16 protein-coding genes are annotated in these 17,614 nt (G+C 65.4%); 7 read left to right on the forward strand and 9 right to left on the reverse strand.

Going from position 1 to position 17,614, the window contains the following annotated elements; translation table 11 throughout:
* Nucleotides 1-24: 24 nt before the first annotated feature.
* The 3 genes from BTN82_RS25740 to BTN82_RS25750 form a co-directional block, all read right to left on the reverse strand.
* Nucleotides 25-618 carry an HAD family hydrolase gene (locus BTN82_RS25740; RefSeq protein ID WP_075121870.1) on the reverse strand — a complete coding sequence of 198 codons (594 nt, stop codon included), beginning with the start codon at nucleotides 616-618 and terminating at the stop codon, nucleotides 25-27.
* A complete protein-coding gene (gene tesB, locus BTN82_RS25745; protein WP_075121871.1) occupies nucleotides 615-1,484 on the reverse strand; it encodes an acyl-CoA thioesterase II in 870 nt (289 codons plus the stop codon). The genes BTN82_RS25740 and tesB overlap by 4 nt, the downstream gene beginning before the upstream one ends.
* Nucleotides 1,485-1,584: 100 nt before the next feature.
* The gene (locus BTN82_RS25750; protein WP_075121872.1) at nucleotides 1,585-2,154 is read right to left on the reverse strand and encodes a GNAT family N-acetyltransferase; all 570 of its coding nucleotides are present in this window, start codon (nucleotides 2,152-2,154) and stop codon (nucleotides 1,585-1,587) included.
* 74 nt (nucleotides 2,155-2,228) lie between these two features.
* Here BTN82_RS25750 and BTN82_RS25755 point away from each other — a divergent pair, with 74 nt between their 5' ends.
* Both BTN82_RS25755 and BTN82_RS25760 read left to right on the forward strand, forming a co-directional pair.
* Nucleotides 2,229-3,149, forward strand: coding sequence for a histone deacetylase (locus BTN82_RS25755; protein ID WP_075121873.1), 921 nt, complete (start codon nucleotides 2,229-2,231; stop codon nucleotides 3,147-3,149).
* 1,225 nt (nucleotides 3,150-4,374) lie between these two features.
* Nucleotides 4,375-5,616: a TIGR03862 family flavoprotein gene (locus BTN82_RS25760; protein WP_075121874.1), complete on the forward strand. Its 1,242-nt coding sequence runs from the start codon at nucleotides 4,375-4,377 to the stop codon at nucleotides 5,614-5,616.
* A gap of 179 nt (nucleotides 5,617-5,795) precedes the next feature.
* Here BTN82_RS25760 and BTN82_RS25765 read toward each other — a convergent pair whose 3' ends face one another.
* Nucleotides 5,796-7,130, reverse strand: coding sequence for a DEAD/DEAH box helicase (locus BTN82_RS25765; RefSeq protein WP_075121875.1), 1,335 nt, complete (start codon nucleotides 7,128-7,130; stop codon nucleotides 5,796-5,798).
* Nucleotides 7,131-7,353: 223 nt separating this feature from the next.
* Here BTN82_RS25765 and BTN82_RS25770 point away from each other — a divergent pair, with 223 nt between their 5' ends.
* A complete protein-coding gene (locus BTN82_RS25770; protein WP_075121876.1) occupies nucleotides 7,354-7,812 on the forward strand; it encodes a hypothetical protein in 459 nt (152 codons plus the stop codon).
* Between the two features lie 227 nt (nucleotides 7,813-8,039).
* On the forward strand, nucleotides 8,040-10,907 hold the full coding sequence (locus BTN82_RS25775; RefSeq protein ID WP_075121877.1) for a discoidin domain-containing protein: 2,868 nt from the start codon (nucleotides 8,040-8,042) through the stop codon (nucleotides 10,905-10,907).
* A gap of 60 nt (nucleotides 10,908-10,967) precedes the next feature.
* Here the strand turns inward: BTN82_RS25775 and yedA are convergent, their stop codons facing one another.
* A complete protein-coding gene (yedA, locus tag BTN82_RS25780) occupies nucleotides 10,968-11,882 on the reverse strand; it encodes a drug/metabolite exporter YedA (RefSeq protein ID WP_075121878.1) in 915 nt (304 codons plus the stop codon).
* A gap of 161 nt (nucleotides 11,883-12,043) precedes the next feature.
* Between yedA and BTN82_RS25785 the strand changes: the two genes are divergently transcribed.
* On the forward strand, nucleotides 12,044-12,499 hold the full coding sequence (locus BTN82_RS25785) for an Lrp/AsnC family transcriptional regulator (protein ID WP_075121879.1): 456 nt from the start codon (nucleotides 12,044-12,046) through the stop codon (nucleotides 12,497-12,499).
* 2 nt (nucleotides 12,500-12,501) lie between these two features.
* Here BTN82_RS25785 and BTN82_RS25790 read toward each other — a convergent pair whose 3' ends face one another.
* From BTN82_RS25790 to BTN82_RS25800, 3 genes are all read right to left on the reverse strand, one after another.
* Entirely contained in the window at nucleotides 12,502-13,113 is a 612-nt protein-coding gene (locus tag BTN82_RS25790) for a PolC-type DNA polymerase III (RefSeq protein WP_075121880.1), read from the reverse strand.
* 32 nt (nucleotides 13,114-13,145) lie between these two features.
* Nucleotides 13,146-13,625, reverse strand: coding sequence for an NYN domain-containing protein (locus BTN82_RS25795; RefSeq protein ID WP_075121881.1), 480 nt, complete (start codon nucleotides 13,623-13,625; stop codon nucleotides 13,146-13,148).
* Between the two features lie 137 nt (nucleotides 13,626-13,762).
* Entirely contained in the window at nucleotides 13,763-14,545 is a 783-nt protein-coding gene (locus BTN82_RS25800) for a DUF2076 domain-containing protein (protein ID WP_075121882.1), read from the reverse strand.
* Nucleotides 14,546-14,726: 181 nt separating this feature from the next.
* Between BTN82_RS25800 and BTN82_RS25805 the strand changes: the two genes are divergently transcribed.
* The gene (locus tag BTN82_RS25805; RefSeq protein WP_075121883.1) at nucleotides 14,727-15,386 is read left to right on the forward strand and encodes a hypothetical protein; all 660 of its coding nucleotides are present in this window, start codon (nucleotides 14,727-14,729) and stop codon (nucleotides 15,384-15,386) included.
* A gap of 90 nt (nucleotides 15,387-15,476) precedes the next feature.
* On the forward strand, nucleotides 15,477-16,556 hold the full coding sequence (locus BTN82_RS25810; RefSeq protein ID WP_075121884.1) for an endonuclease/exonuclease/phosphatase family protein: 1,080 nt from the start codon (nucleotides 15,477-15,479) through the stop codon (nucleotides 16,554-16,556).
* A gap of 53 nt (nucleotides 16,557-16,609) precedes the next feature.
* On the opposite strand, the gene BTN82_RS25815 is transcribed toward BTN82_RS25810, so the two are convergent.
* Entirely contained in the window at nucleotides 16,610-17,581 is a 972-nt protein-coding gene (locus BTN82_RS25815) for a D-2-hydroxyacid dehydrogenase family protein (RefSeq protein ID WP_075122019.1), read from the reverse strand.
* Nucleotides 17,582-17,614 lie beyond the last annotated feature (33 nt).

The following is a 17,614-nucleotide window of genomic DNA, read 5'->3' on the forward strand; positions in this document are numbered from 1 at the left end:
GAGCGGGCTTGCTCGCGATGGCTTTCAAGCCGCCAACATTCTTTGCAGCGCGCCGCAATCCTCGGCATGCCAGTCGGTCAGCTCCGGCCAGGGGTTATCCGGCAGGTTCACCAGCACCGTGTGGGTGCCCGCCGCACGACCGCAGTCGAGGTCGAAGCGGTAGTCGCCGACCATGACCATCTCCCCAGGCGCCACGCCCCAGGCCGCGGCCAGTTTCAGCAGACCGCCGGGATGAGGCTTGGGCGGCGCCTCGTCGCGCCCCAGTACGTCGTCGACGGCAAAGCAGTCGGCCAGGCCGATGGCTTCCAGGGTGACATGGGCCAGCTCCCGCGCATTGCGGGTCAGGATCCCCAGGCGATAGCCCCGCGCCGCCAGCTCGCGCACCAGCTCCACCGCGCCCGGCGCCGGGCGCGAACCCAGGGCCAGGTCGCGCTCGTGCTCCAGCAGCCAGGCGTGTTTCGCCGCGGCTTCGGCGGCGGGCAAGGCCGCCAGGTGGGTGAGGATGTCGTGTTCCGGCGGGATCGCCAGCGCTTCGCGGATGGCCGCGAAATCATGCACGGCCACTGTCAGGGTGCCGTCCATGTCGAATACCCAGTGACGAACCTCGGCCAGGCTCATGCCCAGTCCTTGCGATGGCGGATCAGGCCTTCCTGGGTCACCGAGGCCACCAATTGGCCGGCGCGGTTGAACACGCTGCCGCGGGAGAAACCGCGGGAATTGCCGGCCCACGGGCTGTCCATGGCGTACAGCAGCCAGTCGTCGGCGCGCAGGTCGGCATGGAACCACAGGGCGTGATCGAGGCTGGCGACCTGCATGTCTTTCTGCCACACCGACTTGCCGTGGGGCAGCAGCGAGGTGGTCAGCAGACCGAAGTCCGAGGCGTAGGCCAGCAGGTATTTGTGCAGCGCGGGCAGGTCCGGCAGGCTGCCGTCGGCGCGGAACCAGACGTACTTGACCGGGTCCGCCGGCTGCGGGTTGTAGGGGTCCTTCTCAGTCACCGGGCGCACTTCGATCGGCTTGGGGCACAACAGCTTTTCGCGCATGTGCTCAGGGATCAGGTGCGCGCGCTGCTGGGTGATCTCCAGTTCCGACGGCAGGTTTTCCGGGCCGACCACCTGGGGCATGGCGTTCTGGTGCTCGAAACCTTCCTCGTCATACTGGAACGAGGCGCTGCAGGTGAAGATCGGGTTGCCCTTCTGGATCGCCGTCACCCGGCGAGTACTGAAACTGCCGCCGTCGCGTACCCGGTCGACCTGGTACACCACCGGCAGCGCGGCGTCGCCCGGACGCAGGAAATAACCGTGCAGCGAATGCACATGGCGGGCGTCTTCGACCGTCTGGCTGGCCGCGGACAGGGACTGGCCCAACACCTGGCCGCCAAACAGCTGACGGAAGCCCAGGTCCTGGCTGCGACCGCGAAACAGGTTTTCCTCGATCGGTTCCAGGGTCAACAGGTCGACCAGATCATCCAACACTTGGCTCATTCAGACTCTCCTCACACAGAGCAATGCCGCGCAGTCATGGCTGGCGCGGTCGATTCAATCAGATTCACGCAACGGGCCCATTCCAGATGCCCCCGGCCTGCTATCCATGCAAGGTTTCCAACCATTGTTCGCGGTTGATGCGATACAGCACATGATGACGCAGTGGATGCTCGCTGCCGAGCTTCGGGTGTTGAAAATCGTCATCCGGGTCGTGTTGCATGCCGATGGCTTGCATGACCTTCTGCGACGGCAGGTTGCCGGCGGTGGTGAAGGCGACGATTTCCTGCAGTGCCAGCCGATCGAAACCGCAGCGCAGCGCGGTCCAGGCCGCTTCGCTGGCATAGCCCAGGCCCCAGTGCTCGCGCGCCAGGCGCCAGCCGATTTCCACCGCCGGGGTAAAAGGCGCCTCGAAGCCCACCGTGCCCAGCCCGGTAAAGCCGATAAAGGCGCCGGTGTCCTTGCGCTCCAGCGCCCACAGGCCAAAGCCGTGCTCGGCGAAATGCCCGCGAATCCGCCCGATCAGCGCCGCGCTTTCCAGGCGGCTCAGGGGCGCCGGAAAGTAACGCATGACCTGCGGGTCGGCGCACATCTGCGCGAACGCCGGCAAATCCTCGTCGCGCCACTGGCGCAACAGCAGTCGAGCGCTCTCGAGTTGCAGTATCGGCTCCATCGTCCCCTCCATTTCCATGCGTGCCAGTCTACATCGCTGGTAGGATCCTTTTCGGATTCCTACATGAAATTGCCATGCCACTGCCGCTGATCTACCACGACGACTACAGCCCCGAGTTCCCGGCGGAGCACCGCTTCCCCATGGACAAGTTCCGCCTGTTGCGCGACCACCTGGTGGACAGCGGCCTGACCCACGATGCCGACCTGCTCCGCCCGCAACTGTGCCCCACGGAGATCCTCGCCCTGGCCCACGACCCCGGGTACATCGAGCGTTATATGGCGGGCGAGTTGTCCCGCGAGGACCAGCGGCGCCTCGGCCTGCCCTGGAACGAAGCCCTGGCCCGGCGCACCGTGCGCGCGGTCGGCGGCTCGCTGCTGGCCGCCGAGCAGGCCCTGGAGCATGGCTTGGCCTGCCACCTGGCCGGCGGCACCCACCACGCTCATTACGACCACCCGGCGGGCTTCTGTATCTTCAACGACCTGGCGGTGATCAGCCGTTACCTGCTGGAGGCCGGTCGGGTCGGCCGGGTGCTGATCTTCGACTGCGACGTGCATCAGGGCGACGGCACCGCGCGGATTCTCGAACATACCCCCGACGCCGTGACCGTCTCGCTGCACTGCGAAAAAAACTTCCCGGCGCGCAAGGCCACCAGCGACTGGGACATCCCCCTGCCGATGGGCATGGGCGACGCCGACTACCTGAAAGTGGTCGACGACGCCCTCAATTACCTGCTGCCGCTCTACCAGCCTGACCTGGTGCTGTACGACGCCGGCGTGGACGTGCACCAGGACGATGCCCTGGGTTACCTGAAACTCACCGACCAGGGCGTCGCCGCCCGCGACGAACACGTGATGCGCCACTGCCTGGGCCGCGACATTCCGGTGCTCGGGGTGATCGGCGGCGGCTACAGCAAGGACCGCCAGGCCCTGGCCCGGCGCCATGGCATCCTCCACCACAGCGCACAACGGGTGTGGACGTCATCAGGGTGTCACTGAAACCTGGGTGCCTTACCCCCAATCTCTGTGGAGCCGCCTGTGGATAACCTGCGGGAAAGCTGCTGCACGCCACGGCTTATATAGCTCGTAAGGCGCTGATTGTTTTTTGATCAGTGCCCTATGGCGGCTGCCGAAGGCTGCGAACGACCGGTATGGGGGGCGGCATTTTTGCCATCGCCGGAGGTACTGCGGACCTTGCGCAGCCTGCGGCAGCGGCTACAGGAAACGGGGTCCGGTCTGTCATCAGGGCGTCACTGAAACGTGGGTGGCTTACCCCCAATCTCTGTGGAGCCGCTTGTGGATAACCTGCGGGAAAGCCGTTGCACGCCACGGTTTATATGGCCCGCAAGGTACCGATTATTTTTTGATCAGCGCCATGTGGCGGCTGCCGAAGACTGCGAACGACCGGTATGGGTGCGGCGTTTTTGCCATCGCCGGAGGTCCTGCGGACCTTGCGCAGCCTGCGGCAGCGGCTACAGGAAACGGGGTCCGGTCTGTCATCAGGGCGTCACTGAAACGTGGGTGCCTTACCCCCAATCTCTGTGGAGCCGCTTGTGGATAACCTGCGGGAAAGCCGCTGCACGCCACGGTTTATATGGCCCGCAAGGTACCGATTATTTTTTGATCAGCGCCATGTGGCAGCTGCCGAAGACTGCGAACGACCGGTATGGGTGCGGCGTTTTTGTCATCGCCGGAGGTCCTGCGGACCTTGCGCAGCCTGCGGCAGCGGTTACAGGAAATGGGGCCTGGCTTGTCATCAGGGTGTCACTGAACGCTGGGCGCCTTACCCCCAATCTCTGTGGAACCGCTTGTGGATAACCTGCGGGAAAGCCGTTGCACGCCACGGTTTATATGGCCCGCAAGGTACCGATTATTTTTTGATCAGCGCCATGTGGCAGCTGCCGAAGACTGCGAACGACCGGTATGGGTGCGGCGTTTTTGTCATCGCCGGAGGTCCTGCGGACCTTGCGCAGCCTGCGGCAGCGGTTACAGGAAATGGGGCCTGGCTTGTCATCAGGGTGTCACTGAACGCTGGGCGCCTTACCCCCAATCTCTGTGGAACCGCTTGTGGATAACCTGCGGGAAAGCCGTTGCACGCCACATTCTGCGGGGCCTGCAAGAGGCTGATCACTTTTCGACCAGACACCGTATGACCTGCAAAACCGTCGCACGGCGCGGGCCTCGGGTAGAATGCGCGGCTTATTCCGCCACGCCGCCGTTTGCCATGACCTTATCCAGCCCCGCCCTTCCCCATCAAGTCGCCATTATCGGTGGCGGCCCCGCCGGTTTGATGGCGGCCGAGGTGCTGAGCCTGGCGGGCGTGCGGGTCGACCTCTACGACGGCATGCCGTCGGTCGGCCGCAAGTTCCTGCTGGCCGGGGTCGGCGGGATGAACATCACCCATTCCGAGGCCTACCCGGCGTTTGTCTCGCGTTATGCCGAACGGGCGCCGCAGATTGCCCCGCTGTTGCGCGAGTTTGGCAGCGAGGCCTTGTGCCAATGGATCCACGGCCTGGGCATCGACACCTTCGTCGGCAGCTCGGGCCGGGTGTTCCCCACCGACATGAAAGCCGCGCCGCTGCTGCGCGCCTGGCTCAAGCGCCTGCGCGATGCCGGCGTGGTTATCCACACCCGCCATCGCTGGCTCGGCTGGAGCGCCGACGGCAGCCTGCGCATCGCCAGCCCCGAAGGCGAAACAGCGCTTCGCCCCGACGCCCTGTTGCTGGCCCTGGGCGGCGGCAGCTGGGCCCGCCTGGGTTCGGACGGCGCCTGGATGCTGGAGCTGGAACAGCGCGGCATCCCCCTGGCGCCGCTGCAACCGAGCAATTGCGGGTTCGAGGTACAAGGCTGGAGCGACCTGTTGCGCAGCAAGTTCGCCGGCGCCCCGTTGAAGAACGTGGCCATCGGCCTGAACGACGACACGCCGCGCCTGGGCGAATGCGTAATCACCGCCACCGGCATCGAAGGCAGCCTGGTTTACGCACTGTCGGCGCCGATTCGGGAAGCAATCAACCGCCACGGCTCGGCCACCGTGCATATCGACCTGTTGCCGGGCAGGCCGCGCGACAAGATCCAGGCTGCCCTGAGCAAGCCCCGGGGTTCGCGCTCCATGGCCAAGCATCTGCACAGCCAGTTGGGCATCGACGGAGTGAAAGCCGCGCTGTTGCGCGAACTGACCGGCGCCGAATGCTTCGCCGAGCCGGCCCTGCTGGCCGCGGCGATCAAGGCCTTGCCCTTGACCCTGGTGAACACCCGGCCACTGGACGAAGCCATCAGCAGCGCGGGCGGCGTGACCTTCGAGGCGCTGGATCAACGCTTGATGCTCAAGCAGTTGCCCGGGGTGTTCTGCGCCGGAGAGATGCTCGACTGGGAAGCCCCGACCGGCGGCTACCTGCTCACCGCCTGCTTCGCCAGCGGGCGTGTGGCAGGGCTGGGCATGCTCGAGTGGTTGCAACGCCAGGCCTGAACCCACCGCGCCCCCTGTAGCCGCTGGCGCAGCCTGCGCACGAGGACGCAGTCCTCGTAAAAGCAAACGACCCGGTTCTCCTGGAGAAACCGGGTCGTTCGGTTTGGCGGCTGCTGCGCAGCCGTTCGCAGGCTGCGCCAGCGGCTACAGGGGCGGTGTTGGCCGCTCCCTTGCCGGTGTTACGGCTTGCGCTTGCGCGGGCCGGTGTTGAACGCCGGCACTTTGCGCACCGGTTTCACCGCCGGGGCCTCGGCCACTTCGCCGCTGTCTACCCACTTGCCCAGGTTGCGCTTGCCGCCACCGCCGGACGTCTTGGGCTTCTTCGGTTTTTTCGGTTTCTTGAGCACCTGGCCGCTGGCGTCGGTTTCCGGCACGCGGTGGTCCGGGATGAAGTCCGGCTCGTCATGGCGCGCGAGGGTCTGGCGGGTCAGCATCTCGATGGCCGACAGCAGGTTCACCTCGTCGGCGCAGACCAGCGAGATCGCCTCGCCGGTGGAGCCGGCCCGGCCGGTACGGCCGATGCGGTGGATGTAATCCTCGGCGACGATCGGCAGGTCGAAGTTGACCACCAACGGCAGGTCCTCGATGTCCAGGCCGCGGGCCGCCACGTCGGTGGCCACCAGGATCTGGATCTCGCTGGCCTTGAACCGGTCCAGGGCGCGCTGGCGCGTGGCCTGGGGCTTGTCGCCGTGAATACCGTCGGCGTTCACGCCCTGGCCCTGCAGCCGCTCCACCAGTGCGTCGACGCCATTGCGGGTCTTGGCGAACACCAGCACCTGCTTCCAGCGGTTCTTGCGCAGCAGATGGCTGAACAGTTCCGGCTTGCGCTTCTTGTCCACCGTCACCACCCATTGCTTGACGGTATTGGCAGCGACGTTGCGCGGGCTGACTTCGATGCTCAGCGGATCGTTGAGCATCTGTCCGGCCAGCAGGCGGATGTCGTCGGAGAAGGTCGCGGAGAACAGCAGGGTCTGGCGCTTCTTCGGCAGCGCGCGGTAAATGTTCGCCAGTTCCTCGGAGAACCCCAGGTCGAGCATGCGGTCGGCCTCGTCCAGCACCAGGGTCTGCAACTGGTTGAACTTCAGCGCGTTCTGGCGGAACAGGTCGAGCAAACGGCCGGGGGTGGCCACCAACAGGTCGATGCCGCCGCGCAGCTTCATCATCTGCGGGTTGATGCTGACGCCGCCGTACACCGCGTAAGTGCGCAATGGCAGGTGTTCGGCATACTGGCGCACTGCTTCGTGCACCTGCTCGGCCAGTTCGCGAGTCGGCACCAGGATCAACGCCCGCACCGAGTTGGCTGCGACCTTCGGCCCTTCCATGGCCAACAGTTGCAGGAGCGGCAAGGCGAAGCCGGCGGTCTTGCCGGTGCCGGTCTGGGCCGCGGCCATCAGGTCGCGACCGGCCAGCACCGCCGGAATGGCTTGCGCCTGCACCGGTGTCGGGGTCTGGTAGCCCAGCGTTTCGAGGGCTCGCAGCAAGGGTTCGATCAGGCCAAGAGTGGCGAATGTCATGGGGGTACCGTAGGGAAAGGGTCAGCGCGGGTGTGCAATGGGCGGCAGTTTACCCTAATTCAGGCGGGTTTCTTTCGGCGCACGAGCCGCCTTGCCTGCCATCATCGCGGGGCGACAGGCAGCCGGCGCGGATAATGCCGGTGGACGCACCTTGAAGCGCCGGGGGACAATTCAGCCCCTTTTGTCCCTGTCACCCCGTTCAAGACTCAGGAGCCTGACCCGTATGGATACCCCCAACCCCTTCCAGACACCGGCCGCCGAATTGCAGACCCCGGCTGCGGCAAGCGCGTCATTGCACCTGTACAGCATCAACGCCGTCGGCCTCGCCACCTTCCTCGGCACGTCTCTGGCAGGCTCCTACATGATCGCCAGCAACCTCAAGGCCCTGGGCCGCGAAAGCGAAGTGAAGAAGGCCTGGTACATCGGTGTCGGCGTATTCGTCCTGATGATGGTGCTGGGCGCGGTGTTGCCGGAAAGCGTTCCGACCGTGGTCTTTGTCCTGCCGCCGATTTTTGCGATGAACACTTACGCACGCCAGCTCTTCGGCTCGGTCGTCATCGAACACAAACTCAGCAAGGGGCCATTCTTCTCGTTGTGGCGCGTGGCCGGGATCAGCCTGCTGTTCATGCTGGCCATCGTCGTCGCGCTGGTACCGCTGGTGATGGTGTTCTACCCGGACTGAGCACGACCGTCTGGAACCAGGAACGCCGGGCCACGCCCGGCGTTTTTGTACCCCCGTACGCCAAGCGCATCGGACGGGTACGAAAAGCCGCCGGGTCAATGTACAGGGCACCGACCCACCGCCTATGATCCCGGCCGCCGGCACACCTCCTTATTCATCACATACCCGCACAGGCACTCTGTCGATCCGATCGGCTGGAGCGCGTCCGTGCGGTTTCAGGAATGGTTATGCCTCGCTTCGGATTGAACGCGTTTTCCCGCGCCCATCGCCTTTACTGCTCCAGCCTCGCGGCGGCCGTGCTGCTGCCCCTGAGCGGCGAGCTCGTGGCCCAAGAGACTCGCTCTCAGCCAGCGGCCGCCCAGAGCGGCCCCTTCATCAACCTGCAGGCCCTCGCCCCGGGCGCCCGCAGCACCGCCGAGGTCGGCACCGAGCGCCTGCGCCAGGAAACCGGCCTGAGCATCCGCGCGGTCGTGCCGGCCGCGGGCGACCGCTACAAGGACCTCAAGGTCCTGATCGGCAAAAGCCTCAGCCGCAGCCAGCCGGCAGAGGACGAAATGATCGTCGCCAGCCGTCCCGACGGCAGCTTCGTCGCCCTGTTGCCGCAAGCCAACGCGATCATCCGCGGCCACGCCGACGGCCAGCAGACGCTGCTGCGTTTCGACGGTCCCCAGCGCCCCACCCATGCCCCGGACGCTTTGGAAGCTCCGAGCCAGGCAGTCGCCAACCTGCTCGAAACGCGCACGGGCCAGCGCAGCTACCAGCTGGACCGCAACGCTGCCGGGGAGATCGTCATCGACCTGCTGGCCGGCTTCTCGGATAAATCCGCGGAATTCATCGGCGACCCCGAAGCCTATGCCCTGGCCCAGGTCGCGGCGGTCAACCGCTCCGTGAAACAGTCGCTGATCGAAGGCGTGCGCGTGCGCCTGGTCGGCACCCAGGTGGTCCGCGATGACCTGGCGATCACCGGCGGCAACCTGGCCCAGCTCGGCACCCTGTTCGCCAACGGCATCAAACAGTACAGCCCAGACCTTGTGGCCAGCTTCGTGCGCGGCGTCCCCGGCCAGGACACCGCGGTCGGCTGGGCGTACACCAATGGCCGCTACTCGATCAACTACATCAACGGCCCGACCGTATTCCGCCACGAAGTGGCGCATAACATCGGTGGCAGCCACTGCTCGGACGGCAAGAGCTACCGCTTCGGCTACAACAACGGCCGGGTCGGCACCATCCTCTGCGGCAACCAGGTACCCTTCTATTCCAACCCCGACGTCAAGGACTCCCGCGGCGTACCGCTGGGCGATGCGCAAACCGCCAACATGGCCCGGGTCTGGCGCGAAAACGCGGCGAAGATCTCGGCCTACGCCCCGGCCGTGGTGCCCTTGGCCGACGAGCAAGGCACCCAGCTGTTGCAGGAAAACGTCAACCTGGCCAAGAACGAAGTGCGCTACTTCCCGCTGGACGTGCCCGCCGGCACCCGGCGCCTGGTGTTCAGCGTGACCCAGGGGCCGCAGAACGAATCGGCGAGCAAGGTCCAGTTGCTGCTCAAGCGCGGCAGCCAGCCAAGCACCAGCGACTATGACTACCGCTCGCTGGAAAACAATGGCGTGGCCTTGGCGGTCGACGATCCCCAGGCCGGTCGCTGGTACCTGGCGCTGCGCGTGCAAACCAACAAGAGCGTGGACGGCATGGTGGTCGAGGGCCACGCCTTCGCCGCCCAGGACGAGACCGTCAAGGCCCGCTATGTGCGCCTGGTGGCCAACTCTTCGGTGGACGGCAAGGAAGGCGCGAGCATCGCCGAGCTGCACCTGGCCGACGCCCGCGGCAAGTCCCTGCCGCGCGGCTGGCGCATCCATTCCGCCAGCAGCAGCCTGGCCGGCTCGCCCGGCAGCAACGTCATCGACGGCAACCCCAAGTCCTTCTGGGCTTCGGCGAACGGCGTCGGTTATCCCCACCAACTGGTGATCGACCTGGGCAGCGAGAACAGCTTCTCCCAGCTGCATTACCTGCCGCGCCAGGACCAGGGCACCAGCGGCAACATCAAGGCGTACCAGGTGTATGGCGGCGCCGGCCCGGACGGTCCATGGACGCTGCTGGCCGACGGCGAGTTCAGCGCCGACAACGAGGTCAAGTCGGCGTCGCTCAAGCCCATCGAAAGCGCCTTGCCGCCGGTGGCGGTCATCAGCGGCAAGCACGAGGCCGAAGCCGGCCAGCAGGTGCTGCTCGATGCCTCGGCCTCAAGCGACCCGCAAGGCCATGCCCTGGATTTCGCCTGGGAAGCCTCGCCGGCCCTGGACTTCGTCTTCGACGGCCCACGCCTGAGCTTTGTCGCCCCGCGGTTGAGCAGCGATACCCGCTACCGCTTCACCTTGAACTTGAGCAACGGCAAGCAGAGCAGCAGCGCCAGCCACGAGGTACTGGTCAAGGCCAGCGACAACGCAGCCAGTTGCAAGCCGCAGTGGGAAGCCGGCAAAGCCTATTCGGGGAACCAGGAAGTGCAGCACAAGGGCCGTCAGTACCTGGCCCGCTGGTGGGTCCAGGGCAGCGAGCCGGGCAACCCGGCCTTCACCGGCGCCGACGGCAGCGGCAAGGTCTGGAAAGACCTCGGCCCATGCGACGGCGACGCCCCGGTCGAACCGCCGGTGGCGAACATCAGCGGCGTCTCCCAGGCCAAGGCCGGCGACCCGGTGCGGCTCGACGCCTCGGGTTCCGCCGACCCCGCGGGCCTGCCGCTAGAGTACCGCTGGAGCGTCACCCCGAGCCTGAGCTTCCAGGCCAACGGGCCGCAGCTGACGTTCGTTGCGCCGAAGCGCGACAAGGACACCCGCTACCGTTTCAGCCTCGAACTGAGCAACGGCCATCACAGCGTGGTCAGCCAGCACGAGGTCCAGGTCAGCGCCGAGGGCGGCGGGCAACCCGGCGTCTGCCAAGGCCAGTGGACGGCGCAGAAGGCCTACGTGACCGGCAACAAGGTCAGCCACAACGGCCACTTCTATAGCGCCCGCTGGTGGACCCAGGGCAACGAACCCGGCAACCCGGCGTACACCGGCGGCGAAGGCAGCGGCAAGGTCTGGCGCGACGACGGCGCCTGCAACTGAGGCCCTGCGCACGAGCGCGGCGCGCTCGTGCGGACGTTCGAACCATCGCGACCGCCGGCCTTAGGCGGTCGTTTCTTCCGCCAGCGCCTTGGCTTTCGGCCGACGCCACTGCGGCAGGCCGATCAGCACCACGGCACTGATGATCACCACCATCGCCAGGGCTTCCGCCAGGCCGATGGTCTCGCCGACGAACACGATTCCCAGCAGCACCGCCACCGCCGGATTGACATAGGCATAGCTGGTGGCCGCCGCCGGGCGCACGTGTTTGAGCAGGTACATGTAGGAATTGAAGGCGATGATCGAGCCGAAGCCGATCAGGTACGCCAGGGCCGCCCAGCCTTCCAGGGGCGGGATCGCGGCCAGCTGCTCGCCGCTCAGCCAACTGCCGATCAGCAACACCACGCCACCCACCAGCATCTCGACCGCGCTGGCCATGGCGCCCTGCGGCAACGGCAAGTGCTTGCTCCACACCGAACCGAAGGCCCAGGCCGCCGCCGCGAACAGCAGCAGGGCCGCGCCCGCCGGGCTCGATTGCAGGTTGGACCCCAAGTTGAGCATGGCGATGCCGATCAGCCCGAGGACGATCCCGGCCCATTCCAGGCGAGTGTTGCGAGTGCCCCAGAAGTAGCCGCACAGCAACGTGAACAGCGGCACCGTGGCCACCGCCAGCGCCGCCACCCCGGAGGCCACGCCCATGTGTTCGGCGACGCTGACCGCGCCGTTGCCGAAGGTCAGCAGCAGGATGCCGATGATCCCGGCCGCCTTCCATTGCGCCCAGGTCGGGGCCGGCACCCCGCGCCAGCGCAAAAAGCCGTACATCAAGGTACCGGCGATGACGAAACGGATACCGCCGAGCATCAGCGGCGGCCAGTACTCGACCCCGATCCGGATCACCAGGTAGGTCGATCCCCAGATCACGTACAGCGCAAAAAAAGCGGCAATCAAAGGCAGGGGAAAACGGCGTAGGCCAGACATGGGCAGCTCGAAGGCAAGGCAAGGGAGAGGGTTATTCTAGAAACCCGCTGACCGGATTTTAAGTTACAAAACCTGTTTATAGCGCCGGTACACTTTTCAAAACATGGAGATCCTGGCTATAAACAATGCTTTCGTAAGTCATGAGCTATGGAAGCCTTATCATGGATAAATATGACCGCATGCTCCTCGCCGCCCTGCTGGAAAATGGCCGGGAGAGCTACGCCGAACTGGCGCGCAAGGTGAATCTTTCCGCCCCGGCGGTGGCCGAGCGGGTGGCCAAACTGGAAGCCAGCGGGGTCATTACCGGCTACCGGGCCAAGGTCGACCTGGCCAAGCTCGGCCTGCCGATCCAGTGCGTGATCGAACTGCGCCTGGCCCAGCACGGCAACCAGAAAACCTACGACGAACTGAGCCGGATCCCGCAGTTGACCGAATGCCACCGGGTCACCGGCGACCCCTGCGTGATCATGCGCGCCGCCGTCGGCTCGATGCCCGAGCTGGAAGCGTTGATCGACCGCGTCGCCCAGTTCGGTTTCAGCAAGACCTCGATCGTGCTCTCCAGCGCCATCGAACAACGTGTGCCGCTGGGGCACCTGGACAGCAAGAACGGCAACTGAACCTAGATGCTGCGATGGCGCTTGAGGTGTTCGCCGATCTTCGCCGCCGGGACCTTTTGCAACTTGCACAGGAAGTCGTGGGACAGCTCGCGCAACCCGTGTTTCTGTTGCAGCTCCAACGCCAGGTGCGCGGTGAGGTTGGCGGCCATTTCCGCGTCGGCCATGGCCCGGTGGGCCTGGCCGGTATGGGGCAGGCGGGCGAACGCGGTGAGGGTGCCGAGCTTGTGATTGGGCGCCGCCGGCATCAACCGGCGCGCCAGCAACAGCGAACAGGCGAAGTTCTGCAAGCGGGTGCGTTTGATCCGGCCCAGCTCGAAATCCCAGAACTTCTGGTCGAACGCGGCGTTGTGCGCCAGCAGCGGCGTGGTGCCGACGAATTCGTTGACCTCGTTCATCACCTGCTCGGCCGGCGGCGCGCTGCGCAACATGGCGTTGCTGATGCCGGTCAGTTGTTCGATGAACGCCGGCACCCGCACGCCGGCATTCATCAGGCTCTGGTAACGCTCGACGATGTGCCCCTGTTCAAGGATCACCACGGCGATTTCCGTGGCCCGGCAACTGCTGCTCGGGGAGATCCCGGTGGTTTCAAAGTCGATGACTGCGATGCGTTCCAAACCTGTCCAGCTCCGTACAAAAAATAATCAATTCAGCTCTTGAGCAGCAACGCGCCCTCGATCGGCACGTAGCGCGTGGCCGCGCGAATCAGCGAATTGGCGGTCAGCCCCGGCACGCCATAAGCCACCGCTTCGACCCCATGCTTGCCGATGATGCGCTCGAGCAACAGGTCGAAATCGCCGTCGCCGGAAGCCAGCACCACTTCGTCGACGTGATCGGCGGCGTCCATGATGTCGATGGTGATACCCACGTCCCAGTCGCCCTTGGCCGAACCGTCGCTGCGCTGGATATAGGGCTTGAGTTTTACCGTGAAGCCCAGGTTGCGCAGGATCTGCTGGAACTGCTGTTGCTTGCTGTCGCCGCGGTCGATCGCATAGGCATAGGCCTCGACGATCTGCCCCTGCTTGCTGATGTCGGCCCACAAGGCGGCGTAGTTGAAGTGACAGCCATAGGCCTGACGCACGGTGTAATAGAGGTTCTGGACATCGGCGAACACAGCGATTTTTTTCACCGCTTATCCTCATGGCGCTCACGCGCGCGAACTGGGCCGGGGCTCAGCCCCCGAAAAGTCGCCCAGTATGCCAGCCAGAAGGACGGTTCCGCGAATAATCGGTCCGCAACACCATGGCGTTGCGGACCGGCGGCGGGTCAGACGAAGGAATCGTCGTCGGAGAAGAACGAGCTGTCGTCGTTGCCATAGTCGGCATCGCTGAAGCCGCCCTGGTCGCTGTTACCCCAGGCGTCGTTGTTGGCCATGCGCTGATCGTCGTTGCCCCAGCCGCCCGAGTTGTCGCTGGCCGGCGCCGGTTCTTCCTTGATCACCTCGACGATTTCCTGCGGCTGCTGATTGCCGTGGAACAAGCTGCTCAGGCCTTGCGCCAGCATCACGCCGCCGGCCACGCCGGCCGCGGTTTTCAGCGCGCCGCCGAGGAAACTGCTGCCCGCGGGAGCCTGCGGCTGGGGCGCGGCGTAGTTCTGCTGGGGAGCCCCCTGCTGTGGATAACTTTGTTGCGGGTAGCCTGGCGGCTGCGGCTGCGAGTTGAACGCCGGCCGCGCCGGTTCGCGCCAGCCGCCGGAGGACGCCGGAGCGCTTTGCGCCGGCTGCGGATCGCGGGAGCTGCCGCCGAAGATGCTCGAAAGGAATCCACCGCCGCTGGGCGCCGGCGCCGCGGCCTGGGACCTGGCCTGTTGCAGTTCCGCCTGTGCTTGCTGGAGCTGCTGGGCGAGTTGCTTGTTCTGTTCGTCAAGGCTCTTGAGCGCCGCCTCTTGCACCAGGATCGCCTGGGTCATGAAATACCCGGCGCCAGGCTGTCCGGTCAGATGCTCCTTGATCCGCGCCTCGGCCTGGGCGTCGCGCGGGGCTGAATCCTTCTCGGCTTGCTGCAACCGTGAAAACAGTCCATCGATCAGGGTTTGCTCTTCGCTGTTCATGGCGACCTCTTTAGATTGCCGGTAGAAAACGGGGCCCTGGGCGTGATGCACAGGGTGCAAGCAGTAATGGGGCTGCCCGACGAGCTTTCAATGGCCTTTACCTAACGTTTACGTTTGCTCGCCCCGGGGCTGCATCGGTTAAAGTGTCCAACCGCTTTTTTGTGATCTGCGATAACCACTGATGAATCCGTTAACCGTTCTGCGCGACTCCCTGTATTTCTGCCAGCGCAACCTGGGGCGCATCGTCCAGCTGTGCCTGCCGCTGGTGGTCCTCGAAGCGCTGCTACAGCAGGCGGTGGATGGCTCGCTGGGCCCCGATGCCTTTCCCGGCTACAGCGTGATCGTCGGCCTGCTGATCTACCCGCTGTACACCGGCGTGCTGATCCTGTTTCTCGATGCACGCAGCCGTGGCGAATCGCCATTAGCGCGCGACCTGCTCGCCGCGACCGTCAGCCTGTGGCCGCGCTTCGCCCTGCTGACCGCCATCAACACCCTGCTGATCCTGCTGGGCCTGTCGCTGTATTTCCTGCCCGGCCTGTGGCTGATGGTCACCCTGGCCTTTGCCGAATACCTGCTGGTGCTCAAGGGCCTGCAACCCCTGGCCGCGATCAAGGAAAGCTTCCGCCTGACCCGCGGGCATTTCCTGCGGATCCTGGTGTGCATCCTGGCCGTGATGGCGCCGCTGTGGGTGCTCAAGGGCGCCAGCCTGGCGGCGTACCCCGAGCCGAGCCCGCTGCTGTCGCTGGCGATCGAAAGCGCCCACAGCTTCCTGCAATTGTTCACCAGCGTGGTGGTGTTCCGCCTGTTCATGCTGATCGGCGACGCGCCCGAGCGGCAATGAACCCGCAAGCCGCGCGCTCTGCCTCTTGGGCCGCGGCCCCGCTCTCGGTTATGCTCGGGCTCAATCCCGCAACGCCATAAGCCGAGCCCGATGCCCCGTCTATTGCGCTTCATCCTGCTGGGCCTGCTGATCAGCGCAGGCCTGCTGTCCGCCCTGGTCTACAGCCTGACCTGGCGTCCCGACGCCAAGGAGTCGCTGCCGGTCGCCTGCACCGGCAAGGTGCCCAGCCTGGTGCCGGGCCAGGCGCTGAAAGTGCTGACCTGGAACGTGCAGTACCTGGCGGGTAAACGCTACGTGTTCTGGAATGACCAGGCCCAGGGCCCGGACGAAAGCCCGACCCTGGAAGACATGGCCTTCAGCCTGGACGAAGTGGCCCGGGTGATTCGCGACGAGCAGCCGGACATCGTGCTGGTGCAGGAGCTGGACAACGGCGCCAAGGCCAGCGCCTACCAGGACCAGCTCAGGCTGCTGCAGGAACGCCTCTCGGACCTCTACCCATGCAGCACCCAGGCCTTCGACTGGAAGGCCGATTTCGTTCCTTCCCCGCATATTTTCGGCAGCGTCGGCCGGCAACTGGCGACCCTCAGCCGCTACCGCATCGAACATGCCGAGCGCCTGCAATTGCCGATCCCCGAGGCGAACCTCGTCAGCCGTCAGTTCCAGCCGAAAAACGCCGTACTGGTGAGTTACCTGCCCTTGAGCGACGGCGGCCAGGTGGCGGTGCTCAACACCCATCTGGACCGCGCGACGAAAACCGACGCCACCTTGCAGGCCCAGGTGACAGCGGTGGCGAAAATGCTCGACCGCTTCGAGGCCCGCGGCACGCCCTGGCTGATTGGCGGCGACTTCAACCTGCTGCCCCTGGGCCAGTACCAGCGGCTCGCCCCCGAGCAGCGCACGCCCTACTCCGCCGACAGCGCGCTGCACACGCTCTGGGACAAGTACCCGATGATCCCCACCAACAACGAAGCCAGTGGCATCGACCGCGCCCAATGGCTGACCCTCTACCCCAACGACCCGGCCCTGAACGGCCCGGATCGCACCGTCGACTACCTGTTCCACAGCCCGCGGATCAAGCGGGTCGAGGCCCAGGTACGCCAGGACGACACCCTGCGCATCTCCGATCATCTGCCGGTGATTGCCCGCTTCCTGTTGCCCGCCGCGCTATGACCTTGTAGCCGCTGCCGCGGGCGCAGGACCTGAGTCCGCGCCCGGGCATGAAATCAACCTGGTCGGTTGAGGGCGCCAGGGTTGAGCACCATGCTGTGATCGCCCGACAGGAACCGCAGAATGTTGCCGAAGGCACTGCGCAGGTACGCGTCGTAACTCTGTTCGGCGACATACCCCAGATGCGGGGTACACAACACGTTCGGCAACTGCATCAATGGGTGCTGCCGGTGATAGACGGGCTCCGACTCGTACACATCGACGGCCGCATAACCCGGTCTGCCGAAGCGCAACGCGCGCTCCAGGGCACCGGGGGCGATCAGCTCGGCGCGGCTGGTATTGACCAGCATCGACTCGGGCTTCATCCGCGACAGATCCTCGAACGTGATGGCGCCGCGTGTCTGGTCCGCCAGTCGCAGGTGCAGGGTGATGACATCGCTGCTGGCGAAGAACGCTTCGCGTGTCTCGCAGGCCGTATGACCGGCCTCGATCGCCTCTGCCCTCGCCCGCTCGCTGCCCCAGACCTGCACCTGCATCCCGAACGCCTGCGCAAAACCGGCAACCCGCTTACCCAGCTTGCCGAAGCCGAGAATACCCAGCGTTCTGCCGTGCAACTCCCGACCGCTATTGACTTGCCATTGGCCGTCCTGAAACGCAGTGACCGCTTCATGAAGACGCCGAAATCCGCTCATGATCAGCAACCAGGCAAGTTCGGCCGGCGCGTGGGGTGAGCCGGTCCCTTCCATGACCACCACCCCTGCAGCCGTGCAGGCCTCCATATCGATATGTCGCCCTGCCGGACCGGTCTGGCTGATCATCCGCAGGTTCGGCATTTTCCCAAGCAGCGCCTTGTCCACCGGCGTGCGTTCCCTGATCAGGACCAGGCACTCGGTCTGAGCCAGAATCGCATCGGGCTGCTTCTCCCGCGTAAGGTCGCCCAGGCAGGTGACCTTGTGCTCCGCCATCATTTGCAAGCAGGGCATGGCTGCGGCCGCACCTTGATAATCGTCAGGTATCAATACATTCATCATCGACTCGCCATTTCAACAGGACTGGAATGA

The organism is Pseudomonas chlororaphis, from assembly GCF_001921865.1.
Classification (GTDB): domain Bacteria; phylum Pseudomonadota; class Gammaproteobacteria; order Pseudomonadales; family Pseudomonadaceae; genus Aquipseudomonas; species Aquipseudomonas chlororaphis_D.